This window comes from Sporosarcina sp. FA9 (genome assembly GCF_051550205.1).
GTDB lineage: Bacteria > Bacillota > Bacilli > Bacillales_A > Planococcaceae > Sporosarcina.
The window spans coordinates 1,983,349-1,998,954 of the sequence record NZ_CP188819.1; the positions used below are offsets into that span (position 1 = coordinate 1,983,349).

At 38.8% G+C, this 15,606-nt stretch carries 19 protein-coding genes, 1 pseudogene and 1 riboswitch; of the genes and pseudogenes, 2 read left to right on the plus strand and 18 right to left on the minus strand.

Annotated features, from left to right (window positions below):
• Window positions 1-61: 61 nt before the first annotated feature.
• Window positions 62-880, minus strand: a pseudogene (locus ACP8HH_RS09700) (ribonucleotide reductase N-terminal alpha domain-containing protein); the annotation flags it as partial.
• A gap of 182 nt (window positions 881-1,062) precedes the next feature.
• The gene (locus tag ACP8HH_RS09705) at window positions 1,063-1,899 is read right to left on the minus strand and encodes a lipoate--protein ligase family protein (RefSeq protein ID WP_438310714.1); all 837 of its coding nucleotides are present in this window, start codon (window positions 1,897-1,899) and stop codon (window positions 1,063-1,065) included.
• A gap of 151 nt (window positions 1,900-2,050) precedes the next feature.
• Here ACP8HH_RS09705 and ACP8HH_RS09710 point away from each other — a divergent pair, with 151 nt between their 5' ends.
• A complete protein-coding gene (locus tag ACP8HH_RS09710; protein ID WP_438319112.1) occupies window positions 2,051-2,380 on the plus strand; it encodes a rhodanese-like domain-containing protein in 330 nt (109 codons plus the stop codon).
• Window positions 2,381-2,505: 125 nt separating this feature from the next.
• Here the strand turns inward: ACP8HH_RS09710 and ACP8HH_RS09715 are convergent, their stop codons facing one another.
• From ACP8HH_RS09715 to ACP8HH_RS09780, 14 genes are all read right to left on the minus strand, one after another.
• Window positions 2,506-3,285, minus strand: coding sequence for an enoyl-ACP reductase FabI (locus tag ACP8HH_RS09715; RefSeq protein ID WP_438310716.1), 780 nt, complete (start codon window positions 3,283-3,285; stop codon window positions 2,506-2,508).
• A gap of 164 nt (window positions 3,286-3,449) precedes the next feature.
• On the minus strand, window positions 3,450-4,910 hold the full coding sequence (gene gcvPB / locus ACP8HH_RS09720; RefSeq protein ID WP_438310718.1) for an aminomethyl-transferring glycine dehydrogenase subunit GcvPB: 1,461 nt from the start codon (window positions 4,908-4,910) through the stop codon (window positions 3,450-3,452).
• Window positions 4,903-6,270: an aminomethyl-transferring glycine dehydrogenase subunit GcvPA gene (gcvPA, locus tag ACP8HH_RS09725; protein ID WP_438310721.1), complete on the minus strand. Its 1,368-nt coding sequence runs from the start codon at window positions 6,268-6,270 to the stop codon at window positions 4,903-4,905. Before gcvPA ends, gcvPB begins: the two co-directional genes overlap by 8 nt.
• Before the next feature lie 25 nt (window positions 6,271-6,295).
• Complete coding sequence (gene gcvT, locus ACP8HH_RS09730) at window positions 6,296-7,399, minus strand: glycine cleavage system aminomethyltransferase GcvT (RefSeq protein ID WP_438310723.1); 1,104 nt, start codon at window positions 7,397-7,399, stop codon at window positions 6,296-6,298.
• A 139-nt stretch (window positions 7,400-7,538) separates the two neighbouring features.
• A riboswitch (glycine riboswitch) is annotated at window positions 7,539-7,630 on the minus strand.
• Window positions 7,631-7,849: 219 nt separating this feature from the next.
• The gene (locus ACP8HH_RS09735; protein ID WP_438310725.1) at window positions 7,850-8,365 is read right to left on the minus strand and encodes a shikimate kinase; all 516 of its coding nucleotides are present in this window, start codon (window positions 8,363-8,365) and stop codon (window positions 7,850-7,852) included.
• 191 nt (window positions 8,366-8,556) lie between these two features.
• A complete protein-coding gene (comGF, locus tag ACP8HH_RS09740) occupies window positions 8,557-9,006 on the minus strand; it encodes a competence type IV pilus minor pilin ComGF (protein ID WP_438310727.1) in 450 nt (149 codons plus the stop codon).
• A complete protein-coding gene (locus tag ACP8HH_RS09745; protein ID WP_438310730.1) occupies window positions 8,991-9,290 on the minus strand; it encodes a hypothetical protein in 300 nt (99 codons plus the stop codon). The genes comGF and ACP8HH_RS09745 overlap by 16 nt, the downstream gene beginning before the upstream one ends.
• Complete coding sequence (gene comGD, locus ACP8HH_RS09750; RefSeq protein ID WP_438310733.1) at window positions 9,283-9,717, minus strand: competence type IV pilus minor pilin ComGD; 435 nt, start codon at window positions 9,715-9,717, stop codon at window positions 9,283-9,285. Before comGD ends, ACP8HH_RS09745 begins: the two co-directional genes overlap by 8 nt.
• Window positions 9,710-10,048 carry a competence type IV pilus major pilin ComGC gene (comGC, locus tag ACP8HH_RS09755; RefSeq protein ID WP_438310735.1) on the minus strand — a complete coding sequence of 113 codons (339 nt, stop codon included), beginning with the start codon at window positions 10,046-10,048 and terminating at the stop codon, window positions 9,710-9,712. The genes comGD and comGC overlap by 8 nt, the downstream gene beginning before the upstream one ends.
• Before the next feature lie 12 nt (window positions 10,049-10,060).
• A complete protein-coding gene (gene comGB, locus ACP8HH_RS09760) occupies window positions 10,061-11,104 on the minus strand; it encodes a competence type IV pilus assembly protein ComGB (RefSeq protein WP_438310736.1) in 1,044 nt (347 codons plus the stop codon).
• Window positions 11,097-11,387, minus strand: coding sequence for an ATPase, T2SS/T4P/T4SS family (locus ACP8HH_RS09765; RefSeq protein WP_438310738.1), 291 nt, complete (start codon window positions 11,385-11,387; stop codon window positions 11,097-11,099). Before ACP8HH_RS09765 ends, comGB begins: the two co-directional genes overlap by 8 nt.
• 87 nt (window positions 11,388-11,474) lie before the next feature.
• The gene (locus ACP8HH_RS09770) at window positions 11,475-11,732 is read right to left on the minus strand and encodes a hypothetical protein (protein WP_438310740.1); all 258 of its coding nucleotides are present in this window, start codon (window positions 11,730-11,732) and stop codon (window positions 11,475-11,477) included.
• Complete coding sequence (locus ACP8HH_RS09775) at window positions 11,729-12,583, minus strand: ParM/StbA family protein (protein WP_438310742.1); 855 nt, start codon at window positions 12,581-12,583, stop codon at window positions 11,729-11,731. Before ACP8HH_RS09775 ends, ACP8HH_RS09770 begins: the two co-directional genes overlap by 4 nt.
• 94 nt (window positions 12,584-12,677) lie before the next feature.
• Complete coding sequence (locus ACP8HH_RS09780) at window positions 12,678-12,806, minus strand: hypothetical protein (protein WP_438310745.1); 129 nt, start codon at window positions 12,804-12,806, stop codon at window positions 12,678-12,680.
• A gap of 165 nt (window positions 12,807-12,971) precedes the next feature.
• Here ACP8HH_RS09780 and ACP8HH_RS09785 point away from each other — a divergent pair, with 165 nt between their 5' ends.
• Window positions 12,972-13,580, plus strand: coding sequence for a hypothetical protein (locus ACP8HH_RS09785; RefSeq protein ID WP_438310747.1), 609 nt, complete (start codon window positions 12,972-12,974; stop codon window positions 13,578-13,580).
• A gap of 44 nt (window positions 13,581-13,624) precedes the next feature.
• On the opposite strand, the gene ACP8HH_RS09790 is transcribed toward ACP8HH_RS09785, so the two are convergent.
• Together ACP8HH_RS09790 and ACP8HH_RS09795 are read right to left on the minus strand one after the other, a co-directional pair.
• Complete coding sequence (locus ACP8HH_RS09790; RefSeq protein ID WP_438310749.1) at window positions 13,625-13,864, minus strand: DUF3006 family protein; 240 nt, start codon at window positions 13,862-13,864, stop codon at window positions 13,625-13,627.
• 16 nt (window positions 13,865-13,880) lie between these two features.
• Entirely contained in the window at window positions 13,881-15,539 is a 1,659-nt protein-coding gene (locus ACP8HH_RS09795) for an S-layer homology domain-containing protein (protein ID WP_438310751.1), read from the minus strand.
• Window positions 15,540-15,606: the final 67 nt, after the last annotated feature.

Consider the following 15,606-nt stretch of genomic DNA (forward strand, 5'->3'; position numbering starts at 1 on the left):
TTCACCCAGTTTTCTAATCGCCCATTGTCTGGACGACGCGGACTAGCAATGTTATTTAATCCGCTAGCATAATCATCTGCGCCCCGCGTCTACTGCCACCTTGTTCGACAAGGTGTGTCAATTTCGCAATATCATCAAGCCATGAAACAGACCCGGACGATTTTCCGTTGACGCCTCTTGCAAGAGTGTTGCGCGGACGTAGTGTAGAACCGTTCGTTCCAACTCCACCGCCTCGACTCATGATTTCCATCACTTGTTTGCGGTGATCCGAAATTCCTTCTCGGGAATCGGATACAAACGGCATAACATAACAGTTGAAAAATGTTACGTCTGTGTCTGAGCCAGCACCATAAAGTACTCGGCCTGCTGGGATGAAGTTTAGTTGTGACAGTTGATCATAAAAACGATTAAAGGATTCTTTTCGCTGATCTTCTGTAGTTTCCACAGATGCGAGTCCTGTAGCATTCCGTTTGGCAATTTGTTCGTAGTAAACCTCAAGAGGCTTTTCCACAACTTCTATTGACCTTTTAATAACTCCAGTTGCTTGCTCTTCTGGATTATCTATTGCAGAACGGTAATCTGTTTCAATCCAAATTTCTGCTGTCCCATTCTTTTTATCGAGTACAGTAATATAACCGAGTCCACGTGCTGGAAACTTCGGATCTTCCTTTACCGTCAATACAACAAAATCGCCAACACTCAACGTTTTTTTCTCAGTATCTTTAAATGAATATCTATCAATCATTACCAGTCTAGAAACGCCTTTGTGTTCAATATGCATTTGTTCTGTAATTGGATGCACTTGTGAAAATTTAGCGATATCTTTGTTTAATTGTTCTTTGTTCAAATGTGGTAGATGATGCTTTGAAACAATAACCATCGACGCATCCTCCTTTTTAAATTTTTCAGATTAAACACAATATGTTGTGCCTTATCTATTGATTAACATACTATATATTGAATTCTTGTTCAATGATTTCAATTTTACTATCTTTGACAAAACCATTATTAACGGCATTTTCAGTATCTCTTATATAGAAAATGAATCTAAAGTTCTATCATTTATTTCTTAAACGTCCATGTATCGTTTGCATACTTTCTTTGTTCAATTTCATTTACATATTGAAGTTGCTCTACTGACAATTCATAAGGAACTAATTTTATATTAAGTGCACTTTCAAAACCTTTTGAAAAAGCTTCGATACATTCTTTGATGGGAATATCTCGATTTGCTAAACGATCAATCGCGACCGCTTTTTCAGGTAGACTTACTCGCATTCGTTGTCGTTGTTCTTCAGAGCTAAACTTAAACAAAGAAATCAATTTTTCTTCATCAAGGCTAAGCAAAATTGCCCCGTGTTGCAAAATGACACCTTTTTGCCTTGTTTGCGCACTACCGGCAACTTTTTTTCCTTCAACGACAAGTTCGTACCAACTTGGAGTATCGAAACATACAGCAGTTTTCGGTTTTTTTAGATCTGCAGCTTCATTAGTATCATTTGGAATTGCAAAATAAGCATCTAGACCAAGGTTTTTAAACCCATCCAACACGCCACCAGAAATTACACGATAAGCTTCTGTAACTGATTCAGGCATGTCAGGGTAGTCTTCTCGAACAATCACGCTGTATGTAAGTTCATGTTCATGTAAAACGCCTCTACCACCCGTAGGACGTCTTACAAAGCCAAGCCCCAGCCTTTCAACTACTTCCATTTCAATTTCTTTTGTCACACTTTGAAAATAGCCAATAGACAAGGTCGCAGGCTCCCACTCATAGAACCTGAGTACTGGGCCAATTTCTCCTTTACTGTGCCATTCAAGGAGCGCTTCATCAAGTGCCATGTTAAAAGATGGACTGCATTTCCCCGAATTAATAAAGTGCCATGTAGTATTTTTCATTAGAATCCTCCTTATAACGAATTTCATTTTATCATCATCATTGAAATAGTGCCACCCAATCTCTTATAATAGAATAGTACAGAGAAAGGGGAAAGTTGTTGTGGATTTTTTATATTTAAGTGTAGGAATTTTGTTAGCACTAATTATCTACATGGTTATCACAGCTCTACGTTTAAGGAAGGCCGTTACAAACTTAACACAAGAGCAATTCATTGAAGGATATAGAAAAGCACAGCTCATTGATGTTCGTGAACCGAAGGACTTCGATGCAGGACACATTTTAGGTGCTAGAAACATTCCTTATTCTCAATTTCGTCAGCGCTTTAAAGAAGTACGACCCGACAAACCGGTCTATCTTTATGATCAAAATGGTGGAAAAAGTGCACGTGCGGCTTTATTTTTGAAGAAAAAAGATTATGTTCATCTTTTCCATCTTCAAGGTGGATTCCGCCAATGGACCGGAAAGGTAAAAAGCAAATAAAAAAGCTCCTTATAAAAAAGGAACTCCCGTTTCCTATAATAGAGTAGGTAACATACGCAATCATCGTTAAATAAATTGAGTATGCAGTAATTCATCTGCATACTCTTTATTTATTCAACAGGAAGTCACCCCATAATATTGTATCCACCATCTACATATATTACTTCTCCAGTCACTCCACTTGAAAGATTACTCATTATTGCCAGTGTCATATTACCCACTTCTTCTTGTGTAATATTCCTCTTTAACGGCGCTGTTTCCTCAACCTTATGAAGAATCGTATTAAACGATGGAACCCCTTTTGCAGACAATGTACGCAGTGCACCTGCAGAAATTGCGTTCACACGAATATTATCTCCGCCTAAGTTGGCTGCTAAATACCTCACGCTCGCTTCAAGAGATGCCTTAGCAACACCCATCACATTGTACCCATCAAGTACGCGCTGAGCACCTAGGTAACTCATTGTAACGATAGAGCCCCCGTCCTTCATTAACGGTCTCGCTTCTTTTGCCACAGCAATAAGTGAATAAGCACTTGTATCCTGAGCAAATGCAAAACCGCTTCTCGTCGTCTCTACAAAATCTGAACGCAGATCCTCAGCATGAGCGAAAGCAAGGGAATGCACAACACCATACAAGCTGTCCACTTCTTTACCGATTTTAACAAAAGCTTGCTGGATACTTCCATCGTCATTTACATCACATTGGACAATTAGTTTCGCTGTTATACTATTCGCTTCCAAAAGCTTACTAATCCGTTCCATCGAACGTTCTTTTCGATATGTAAAAATTAAATTGGCACCCGCTTTATGTAGTGACAGTGCTACACCCCATGCGAGGCTACGTTCATTAGCCACACCCATAATTACAATGTTCTTATCTTTAATTTTAAGCAAATCGTCCATAGTAACCTCCAGTTAACTCTTCGTATTTTACTTCAAATCTCATTACCTAATATTAACACCTGATACTAATTTCATTATAACACAATTTGTATCGAAATAAAATCTGCATAATGAATGAAAAAGCGATTACTCTTAAACCGAGTAATCGCTTTTCGCAAAAAAAATTATTGTTTAATATATCGAAGTACGGGTGTGCGTGCTGCTTTTGTTTCATCTAATCTTTTAATAACAGTTGTATGTGGTGCATTTTGTACAATTTCAGGATTGTCTTCAACTTCTTTAGCAATTTGAATCATCGCATCGATGAATGAATCAAGAGTTTCTTTCGATTCTGTTTCTGTCGGCTCAATCATCATACCTTCTTCAACATTTAGTGGAAAGTATATTGTTGGTGGATGATAGCCGAAATCTAATAGGCGCTTCGCCATATCAAGAGTACGTACACCTAGTTTTTTCTGACGACGACCCGATAGAACAAATTCGTGTTTACAGTGTTGCTTAAATGGCAAATCAAAATATGGCTCTAACCTACGCATCATATAGTTAGCATTCAGAACTGCGTTTTCCGTGACAGCCTTCAAGCCATCAGGACCCATTGAACGAATATACGTATATGCACGTAAGTAAATACCAAAGTTTCCGTAGAAAGGTTTTACGCGCCCCATTGTTTGTGGGCGATCATAATCGAATGTATACACGTCGTCTTTTTTTACAAGCACCGGGGACGGTAGGAATGGAATTAAATCCTTATGAACGCCTACTGGTCCAGAACCTGGTCCACCGCCTCCGTGAGGGCCTGTGAATGTCTTGTGTAAGTTTAAGTGCACTGCATCAAAGCCCATGTCGCCAGGTCGTGCTTTTGACATAACCGCGTTCAAATTGGCACCATCATAGTAAAGTTTACCTCCGACGCCGTGAACAATTGCCGCCATCTCTAGTATATCTTCTTCAAATAATCCAAGAGTGTTCGGGTTGGTAAGCATTAAAGCTGCAGTGTCATCTCCGATAACGCGTTTAAGATCCTCAATATCGACTAATCCACGCTCATCAGACTTAACAGTGACCGTTTCATAACCAGCTACTGTGGCTGATGCAGGATTTGTTCCATGTGCAGAGTCTGGTACAAGTACTTTTGTCCGGTGGAAATCCCCATTTGATTCGTGAAACGCACGTATCATCATCAGGGCTGTCCATTCGCCATGTGCACCTGCAGCTGGCTGTAGCGTCATTTCATCCATACCTGTAATTTCTGCTAAATGCTCTTGTAAATCGTACATCATTTCAAGTGCACCTTGAACTGTTGACTCATCTTGAAGTGGGTGAATATTTGCGAAACCAGGGTAACGTGCAACAGATTCGTTAATTTTAGGATTGTATTTCATCGTACACGATCCTAGTGGATAAAAACCTGAGTCGATTCCATGATTTCGGTTAGACAATGCTGTGTAATGACGCATTATGTCCAGCTCAGAAACTTCTGGAAGTTCAGCGGGTTCTGTACGTTTATAACTTTCTGGCAATAAGCTAGCAAGATCTAATTCCGGTACATCCAGTTCAGGAAGGCTATAACCAATACGACCTTCTTTCGTTAGTTCAAAAATTAAAGGCTGATTTTCATTAAGCATTGAGAGCCTCCGTTTCCTGCACAAACGCAGCAATTTCTTGTACGAGTGCATCGATTTCTTCTTTTGTACGTTGTTCTGTCACGGCTATTAATGAATGATTTGCTAAATCTGAATATTTAAGTCCAAGATCATATCCACCAAGAATTCCCTTTGTGAACAAATGATCATTTATCTCTTTTATAGCTATTTTACAATCTACAACAATTTCGTTAAAATGTGCACCATCGAATACAACAGTAAAACCCGCTTTAGTAAAAGCATCTTTTGCATATCTTGTTTTCACGATATTTTGATAAGCCATTTCTTGTGTTCCCACTTTTCCAAGTGCTGTCATTGCAACAGAAGCTGCAAGAGCATTCAGTGCCTGGTTTGAACATATATTAGATGTTGCTTTTTCACGACGAATATGTTGCTCACGCGCTTGAAGTGTAAGCACATAACCTCGCTGTCCATCTTCATCTGTTGTTTCACCTGTCAGTCGACCCGGTAATTTACGCATCAATTTTTTCGTTACTGAAAAATAACCACAATGAGGTCCTCCGAATGATTCCGGTATACCAAATGGCTGAGCATCTCCAACTGTAATATCCGCACCTAATTTACCAGGAGGCGTTAATATTCCTAGAGCTAAAGGATTGGCAGATACAACGAATAATCCGCCGGAAGCATGTGCTATTTCCCCAACTTTTTGGATGTCTTCCACCTGTCCAAAGAAGTTTGGATATTGTACGAGAACAGCAGCTGTATTGTCGTCCATCATTTCCTCTAACTTTTCAAGATCAGTGACACCGTCTTTTTGAGGAATTGTTACGACTTCAATGGATTGTCCACGAGCATAAGAAAGCACAACATCCCGCGCCTCCGGATTAACAGTTTCAGAAATAAGTAGTTTTTTTCTACGTGTATGGCCAGCAGAGAGTGTTCCTGCTTCTGCAAGAGCAGTACCTCCGTCATACATCGATGAATTTGTAATATCCATACCCGTCAATTCACAAATCATTGTCTGGAATTCAAAAATCGCTTGCAATTCCCCTTGTGAGATTTCTGGTTGGTACGGCGTATATGCTGTGTAGAATTCAGATCTTGAAATAACATGATCCACAATAATCGGTTTGTAATGATCGTAAACACCCGCACCTAGAAACGAAGCATAATTCTGCGCGTTTGCATTTTTAGAAGCTAATTTTGACAATTCTTTTGTTAATGAAGTTTCAGATTTAGCCTTTTTAATATTATAATCGCCCTTAAAGCGAACTTTTTCCGGAATATCTGCAAAGAGTTCATCTACAGAAGAAACACCTATCGCTTTTAGCATTTCAGCGCGGTCTGTTTCTGTCATTGGCATATAACGATGTTTCATGTTCACTAATCCCCTTTTGTAAGTCTTATTTTTCACGCTTATAAAATGGCGTTGCAACAACTACTGCTTTTAGGAATCTTTTACGAACTTGCACAATAACTTCTGTACCTTTTTCAGCATGTTCAGCATTTATAAGTGCAAACCCAATATTCTTTTGAAGTGTTGGCGACTGAGTTCCAGTAGTCACTTCTCCAATGACCTCTTCACCCATCAATACTGTGTATCCTGTACGCGGAATTCCATTATCAATCATTTCAAGTCCAACAAGTTTACGACTCACACCGTTTTCTTTTTGAGCAGCAAGAACCTCTTTACCAATGAAATCCTCATCTTTGTTTAATTTCACAACAAAAGCTAGTCCCGCTTCAAGTGGTGAAATATCTTTAGACAATTCTTGACCGTAAAGCGGTAGTCCTGATTCAAAGCGCAAAGTATCGCGAGCACCAAGACCCGCTGGTATTACACCGTCACTCTCTCCCGCTAACAGGATTGCTGACCAGAGAACAACGATTGCCTCAGGTGTTGCATACAACTCAAATCCATCCTCGCCCGTATATCCTGTTCTGGATACAAGAACATTTTGTCCACAAATTAAAACATTTTCTTTAAAACGGAAAAATCCAATTTCATTTAAAGGTTCTGTCGTTAATCTTTGAAGAACTTTTTCTGCTACTGGTCCTTGAATTGCGAGAAGTGCGTAGTCCGCTGATGCATCCTCAATTTTTACATCTTCAATTACATGTTTGTTCATCCATTCGAGGTCTTTTTCAATATTGGAAGCATTTACAACGAGTAAATAATTGTCCTCACTTCGTTTGTAGATAAGAAGATCATCCACTGTTCCTCCATTTTCGTAACACATTGCCGTATATTGTGCCTGACCGACTTTCAACTTGGAAACATCATTCGTCATAATCTTTTGCAAATATGGAAGTGATGCCTTCCCACTTACTAGTACTTCGCCCATATGTGAAACATCAAATAAACCTGCTTTAGTACGAACAGCCTCATGTTCTGCTTTAATACTTGAAAATTGAACTGGTAAATCCCAACCACCAAAATCAATGGTTTTACCACCATGCTCAGCGTACTTATCAAATAATGCAGTGCGTTTCAATGTTGACGTCAAAGTGAATTCCTCCTCGTTTTTCAAAAAAATAGACAGAGATTCCCCGTAACAAAAGGAAATCCCTGTCCGTTTACCTGAAAGTTTGACCTTGCGGCTGTCCTCGTTGGTGGTCGAATAATTTCGACACTCTCCAGAGTTGCGTCATGTAAGAGTCTTTTTGCCTGAGAGATTCACAACATTCGTTATTTGCTCCTTCGGCGACGCCTAAGCGTTCTCTCCCCATACAATCATTCGCTATTATTCAGTTGATTTCTACATGAGCTCTTTTTTAATCTTTCACCTATATCTTAACATTTGATGTCACTAAGTGCAATACTTTTAAATTAACGGCTCAGACACGAACAAAGGTTTTTAAATTCTAAATAAGGTTCGTCTTTAATTACGTAAATTAAATATTCTTTCGATTAAAAGGAATAAAAACAAGAATTCATAGAGAATTCTTGTTTTTATTCAAATATCCCCTTTTAATCTGCCAATTTGAAATGCAAGGTATTCAGTAACTTGTCGTAGTGTACGATTTTCTGTTTCAACTTTGAAATGGGCAGCTTTTAAATAATGCGGTAACCGTTCATCATACAACTGCTCTAACTCACTTCTTGTCGAACGTTGAACAATAGGTCTGTTACGATCCGTCGAAATGCGTCGCCATATATCCCGAAAAGGTGCATTTAAGTAAAAAACAAGGCCCGTGCTACGCATTAATTCCCTATTTTCTCTTTTCATCGCCACGCCACCGCCTGTTGCGATGATACAATTTTCATTACGAAATGAACGCAGAAATTCCGTTTCTTTTTCACGAAAATAAGCTTCACCGTATTTTTCAAATATTTCAGGGATTGTCATACCTAATCTCTTTTCGATTTCAGTATCCATATCGTAAAATGGAAGCCTTGTTGAAAAGCTTAACCTTTTCCCTATGGCACTTTTTCCAGATCCCATATACCCTATCAAGTAAACCTTTTTCATTTTCTCACCCGTTCGGCAGGACGAACTTTAACTAGCCATCCCTATTCATTGTCCTTATCGTTTCGTTTTCGTAATACAATTCCAGCGAGTCGAATATTCTATATAGACTATCATGCCATGAAACGATAGAGAAAAGAAAGAGGGTAACGAAAAATAATAAAATTATAGCTCCAGCTAAAACAGCACCATTTTCATTCCGAATAGTCTCCAACCGCGAAGCTCCTCTCTCTTTGAGTGCCGTCCTGCATAATTACATGCACAATTAAATTTATTTCAGTGAGTGAAAATATGACAGATTGAATACCAGTTAGCAGCGGAACATGTCCAACTTGATTTGTCCTTTTCCGAATGACACTTGAACTTTTTTCAACTCGTATACTGTTATCGCCAGTCAAAAACTGAATGCCCATATTCCCAGAGATTGTTTCGATTTCTTGCACTTCAACTAGTAATTTTTGTAAATCAATTGCAAATAACTCCCACTCCATAGAATTGACATCCGAATATGTTGCTTCGATAGGGGCTTTCCAAAAGAAAAACAACACAAATAGTTGAAGGAAAATTGCCGAAATTATCAAATGAAACAAGCTTTCAATTAGCGTGTATCCAGATTGATTGAAAGGCTTCAGTAATCGAGACATTTTTCCTCCTCCTTGTCAATAACTAAATAACTCACACAAACAAAATTCCCGCCAATCTTCCAATTGTAATTTAAATCATCAATTGTATGAGTACCAGAGTCGATTCCATATGCTTTGAATAGAATAGATCCATGATACGCAGTTTCAGCCGCTCGCATCAATTGTTTTTTAGTATGAATAGCTGCTGTAGTTTTTGTAGCTAAGGGAAGCAACGTCCCAAAAATAATAAGAACAATTGTTAATGTTAGCATTGCCTCTGGCCAGGAATATCCCTTTTCATTCACCAACAATCACCCTTCCATGTTCAAATTGGAATCGTAATTGAACCAGACCAGAAGGCGTCTTCAGTGTTACTGTTCCGAGTTTGCTAATCCTGCCGCTACCAGTAAATCCAATGGTTCCTAAAGAACTATCTATTAACATGTTTATTCCATCAGGAAAGGTTTTTTCAGATAACCTATGTTTTGGCGATGCAAATGAGATGTATTCCTTACCGCCATTGTTAAAAGACAACCATGTGTAAGAGTTGTTCGCAATTGCGTAGCTCTGAACGCTTTGGATTTCAAGTATTAAAGATTGAATCGCATCTGCTTCCGTTTTCTTTTGTATCCATTTATCTCCTAATGGAATAATGATCACCGTCAGGATTGACATAATAGCTAAGACTAAAATAAGTTCCAGGAATGTAAACCCTGATTCTCTGTTAGCCATCGTCTTGATCACCTGGCAGCTCGTACCGCTCCGCAGTCACTTTACCAAGGTCATCTATAAGGATTACACTTCCATCAGGACATTTAGGCTTATCAGGAAGATATTTAGCTGTAACAAGATTTTCTAGACTCGGTATATTTTTCTCATCCATTTTATAAGCTTGAACTTGCCCTTGAACCATTGCTATATATGCAAGGCACCCCTTTTCATCGATTGATTTTGAATGTTTCGTTACATTCGGTATCGCAATCAAGATCAATACAGAGATTATAAGCAATACGATCATCATTTCTATTAGTGTAAATCCACGTTGGTTTTTAAAATGATTCATAATTTTCTCCTTTCACATTTTATCAATAAGCCCGTAAACAGGTAACAGCAATGCGACATATGCAGCTAATATACAAATTGCAATTATACTGAATAATAAAGGCTGAAGCATCGCTAATCCTGAAGCCAGACGGCGATCGATCATTTCATCTAACTGTTCACTATAAATAATTAACTCCTTCGGCAAATGACCACTATCTGCACCATGTTGTGCAAATGAAGAAAACTGTTTCGTTAAACCTTCTACCAAGCCAACAGCAGAGTGGAATGGCTCACCGTAAATTACATACTTCTTCACATTCTTAGAAATTTCACTCAGCACTAAATCTAATCTTTGCAAAATCAATACATCGAGTGCACTCTGTAGTGGTAACCCCGACTCTAATAAACTACCCAACTCGCTTGCAAAAGCCCGTGTTTTCAATGTTGAAAATAGAGTCCCTATTATAGGAATCCCTATAATGAAACGAATTTTATTCTTAGGTTCAAGCTTTTTATAAAGATAGTAACAAGAAAAACAGATTAACCCGAGGAAAATTCCTACACCAAAAATTAAATCAGGTATTTTTACGACCAACATAGGTAAAGCTGATAGAAATCCGTCCTCCTCATTTTTCCTCGACAAAACGAGCGCTTCCATATTGGGAAGAAAGTATTTGCGAAAAGCCAGCAGTAGTAATGTTATAAAAACAAACAAAACTATTGGATATGCTAACAACTTTTTTAATTTCTCCTTGGCAGTTTCGATCTTTTTCAATTGATTTCCCATGCTTATAAATGCATCTGCAAGACGTCCATCAACTTCAGCAATGACAATCGGTAATAATGTATTTGAATGGAAACCGAGTAACGTTAGAATATGAGTTACTCCAAAACCTTTTCTGAATTCCTCGTCAATCTTCAAAAGAACGTCATTATACTCTTTCATATGATGTGGCAATAAAAGTCGAATTGCTTCGTGAAATGTATAGCCTTCCTTTAACAACACCGAAAGTCTTAATAAAAATTCCGGACGATAAAGAAGCGATTGGTTTCTTTTTCTGGCAGATCTAACCATTTACTTCATGAGGAGGCTGACTGTATTTTTGAACAAGTGTTTCAATTTGAAGGTCATATGGAAATACGACTCGCTCACCTCTAATAATTGCATCTGCCATCTTGTCCAATAAAGAACCTGTAATAATTTCAAAAACCGCTCCCATTTTACCCTTAGAATTACGAACTAATCGTTGGGCCGCAATACAAACAATCGTTTGTCTCAATTCCTCTGGCGAAACACCAAAATCTAACATTCTATGAAAACTCCCAGCAGGATCTTTTGAATGGACTGTAGAAAACACAAGGTGCCCTGTCTAGTTAGTAGAACACTTACCAAGCAGAAAAACAGCCCTTACTCCTCGTTGAGTAGGTGGCTGTTTTCGTTTTGTTTATAAAAACCCCTTCGCCGCTTCTTTATCTTCATTTACGTTTACAGGGTCCGCATATTCAACTATCCCCATTTTTCCCTCGACCACTTTAATCATTGAATACTTACGTTCTCGTTCACGCGCCTCCACAAGCACTCGTTTAATAAATGGACTGAACTCTCCGTGCTCTTCCTTTGTTGCCCACTCCCACAATTCTTTTTCGAATCTATCCACTTTGCTAAAACTCACTTGGCCGACCACTCGTTTATTCTTGCTCATCCGAAGTTCAACTTCGATAGTTCGTAATTTCCAATAGCGTTCGCAAATACCGGACCCACAATCTCTATGCCATTGATCTTATGGAGCAACGGCTGAATGATTTGAGCGTTTGGATAATGCGTTTGGATATAAGGTAGTATGTCTTTGGCAACACCGCCACAAACAAGCACAATGTCATTACGCTCCCATCTTAATTTCGTTGTCGCCCGAATGATTCCAGTTGCAACTGAATCAAGTCCTCGATTAACCGTTTCCATTCCGAAATTAAATGTTTCGCTTGCGTTGTTAATGATTTTCTTGTCAATAATAGTAGCAACATTCACGGTGCCACTTCCAACGTCAATGATCCGCACTTTCCCCATTTGCGGATTGCTCCAAAAAGCACCGCTGCCCTCTGCTGCAATTCCGATCTCTTCTATATAAACATATTGTTTTTTATTGTTGACGGAAAATTCATGGCCACCTTGCAGCATGTCGATTAGTTTCCGCTTTTCTGTTTCGTTATGTGAAGTGATCGGCTGACCAGTTACAATACTGACTGTATCGAGTCCGGGACAATACCTATTAATATATCTGTATAGTGCAAGCAACACACGAATCTTGGTGTCCGCATGCGCCTTGGTGTCTCCGTACATTCCCGTACCGCCGAATACGTCTTCATGCTCCGCAATAGATCCCGCATACCCCTTTTTTCCGTCAACCTCAAACTCCATATCATCACTTCCGAAAGACTCTACGAAATCCCGCTGGAACCAATCGCATATTGCCGTACGGTACGAATCGACGCCGTAAGGTCCCGCTGTTTTCGCCATGAAATTCCCCGCATCAACCCCAAGTAGCAGCTTACTCAATGTTTTCCCTCCATATTGGTATTACGTGCGTACTACAGGTTGATGAATTATCTCCAACGAGTAATACGGTTGTAATACATTCTATGGGATCCGGTTAATCTTTATGAATTATCTTCTTACTTTTTAGCTTCTTGGCCGGTAAACCGTACTTTTTCCCGTTTTCAATCATTCTTTTTGCCAGTTCAGCTGCTTCTTCCTTCGACATCTTTGTTTTTTCGGTCATTTTTCATCCTTCCCCTCGTTTATTTATCATTATGGAGTATTCTACGAATCTTTATACATACCCTCTTCCCCACCGTCATATACTAGATTATCCCCGGCACACTAGGACAGTGTTCAAACGATTATTCGAGAAAAAGGAGCGGTTAAACTGAGCGGAAAGAGGAAAGTGAGGTCCGATAAAAAAACAGATATCAAACCGTCAATAATGCTAAATCACAAAAACGCAATTTATCGATTATCACAAATTACTGATTTACCCGTTATGAGTGTCGCTGAAGACATTTGCAATCATGGGATCCAACAAAAGAAAGTTATCACTTATTTATCTAGAAATTTTGTAACGAACTTGAGATTGAATAATACAGTGTTTATCGGCGACTCGAAACGGAACCGATATAACAGACGTTTAGCAGCCGGTGCCACTGGTAGGGTATCGATTAGATTTAAAAAAGAGGATTACAACAATATATATGAACTTGCTACCGCGCTTGGTGGATGCACGCCGTCACTCGCGTGTGCTCTTTTGCTAGAAGCGAGCATGCAAGATCCGGATATTATTAATGACTTTGCAAAAAGGTATATGGATGAACACGTGAGTGAGGAAAAAATGAAGGAATTGAAAAAGGTACTAAAATTTATTAACACGAATAATCCGTATCAAGAAGAATTGTCCTGGTCTTACCTGCTATCACACTTATTTGAAGAAGTTCGGGTAGGTGCAGAAAAAATACAGGATACGGTTTCAACTTTCGTGGTCAACAGTTGGAAAAAGTGAGGCTTAATACAAAAAAGTCGCCCGGTTAATAGGCGACTTTTTCATTACATATTTTTATTTTTCAATTTTTCAAGCAAGTTAGTTATTTTATCTTTCATATCTTCGGTTTCTTCTTTTAAAACAATAATTTCATATCCGGAGTCAACTTTATCGATATTTACAATATCGCCTTCGGACAATTTTTCGGTGATTTCATTTTCTGGAATTATTAATTGATTCGTTTCCTCTGGATATTCAAGAAATACATATTGCCCGTCTGTAATTTGATCAAGTGTATATTTCATGCAAACACCCCTTAAATTATATAGATATTTGATTAACCATCTTTTGATAAGTTACTTCACCAATACCTTTGACGTTTTTGAGTTGTGCTTTTGACGTAAAGGGACGTGATTTGCGGTAATCAATAATGCGTTGCGCTATTACCGGTCCAACTCCTGTAATTTCTTGCAAACGCTCGTAACTTGCGGTATTGATGTTGATTGGATAACCTACACTGGAATCTGGTTTCGGGTCGGGTTTTGGATCCGGCTTAGGCTCGGGTTTTGCTTCTGGTTTTGGTACCGGCTTTGGAGTCACGTTAGCCGTCCATGGTTTAGCCGAAACTGAATGAGTAGTACCGTTTGTCGTAACTGTAATATCGCCAGATTGAGCGGTTGAATAGATTTTAGATCCAACCGCATCTAATCGATTAACTACATCTCCATGTGGATGACCATAAGAGTTATCTTTTCCATAACTTAAAAGGGTCGTAGATGGATTCACGGAATTGATGAAATTAGTTGAACTACTTGTATTCGACCCGTGGTGTCCCGCTTTTAATATATCTGCCGAAATATCATCATAAGTTGTCATTAAATAATTTTCGATATCTATACCGGCGTCACCCATTAATAGAAAATCTACTTCTTTATAACCTGTTTTGATTACAATAGAAGCATCGTTGCTATTTGACGCCAATGAGTCTACATATAATACCTGTAGATAAAAATCAGAAGTCCAGCTTCCTAACATAATATCAGCTTTTTTTGGCTCGATGTATTTTATATTTTTGCTATCAACCAACATTAACAATTCTGCATATGTTTGAGTTGTATGCGCTTGACCACTGTTCACAAAGTTATCTACAGGGATAGAGTTTAGCACAGTAATTAGCCCACCAATGTGATCAGCATCTGGATGTGTCGCTACTACATAATTTAGTTTTTTTACACCTTTACTTTTTAAAAAAGCAACAACATGTGATCCGGCCGATTTTGTACCACCATCAACTAGTATGTTTTCTCCATTTGGTGATTGAATTAATATTGAATCACCTTGGCCAACGTCAATAAAGTGTACTTTCATTTCTTTTGCTACTGTTTTCTTAAATCCCATTGCACGAGCAAGAAACACAGAAATGTGAGCTCGGCTTAAGTTTTCGTTCGGCTTAAATGTGCCGTCTGCGTATCCTGTTGTGATATTTTTATGGGCCAGTTTTCGGATTGGCTCATAAGCAGTAGACCCTTTTGGTACGTCTTTAAATGTAACGTTCGCTTCTTCGTTTAACTTAAATCCACGAGCAATGAATGCAGCCATGTGCCCTCTAGTTACTAAAGCATCCGGTTTAAATGTACCGTCTGGATACCCGTTAATTATTCCGGCATTTACAGCGGAATTAATATAACCTGACGATGCATTACTGGTTGGAACATCTGGAAACTTTGTTGCAGCTTGTTTTCCGTCTAGTCCAATAGCTTTGCTGACCATCACAGCAACTTCTTGGCGAGTTACCTTGTCATTCACACCATACTTCGAACCGCTTGAAATGACGCCTTTATCAAGTAGGTACATGATCTCTTGATAATATTCGTGTGAAGTCGGAACGTCGGAAAAAGTGTTAGCTGATGCTTGTTTATGAGGCAATAACCCGATAACCAACATCATCGTCATTAACGACAATATAATTCTTTTGAACATATAATATCTCCTCCTATCTGACATAATTCCGCAAATAGTCAAGAAGTCCTCTATTATTGTAAATTTG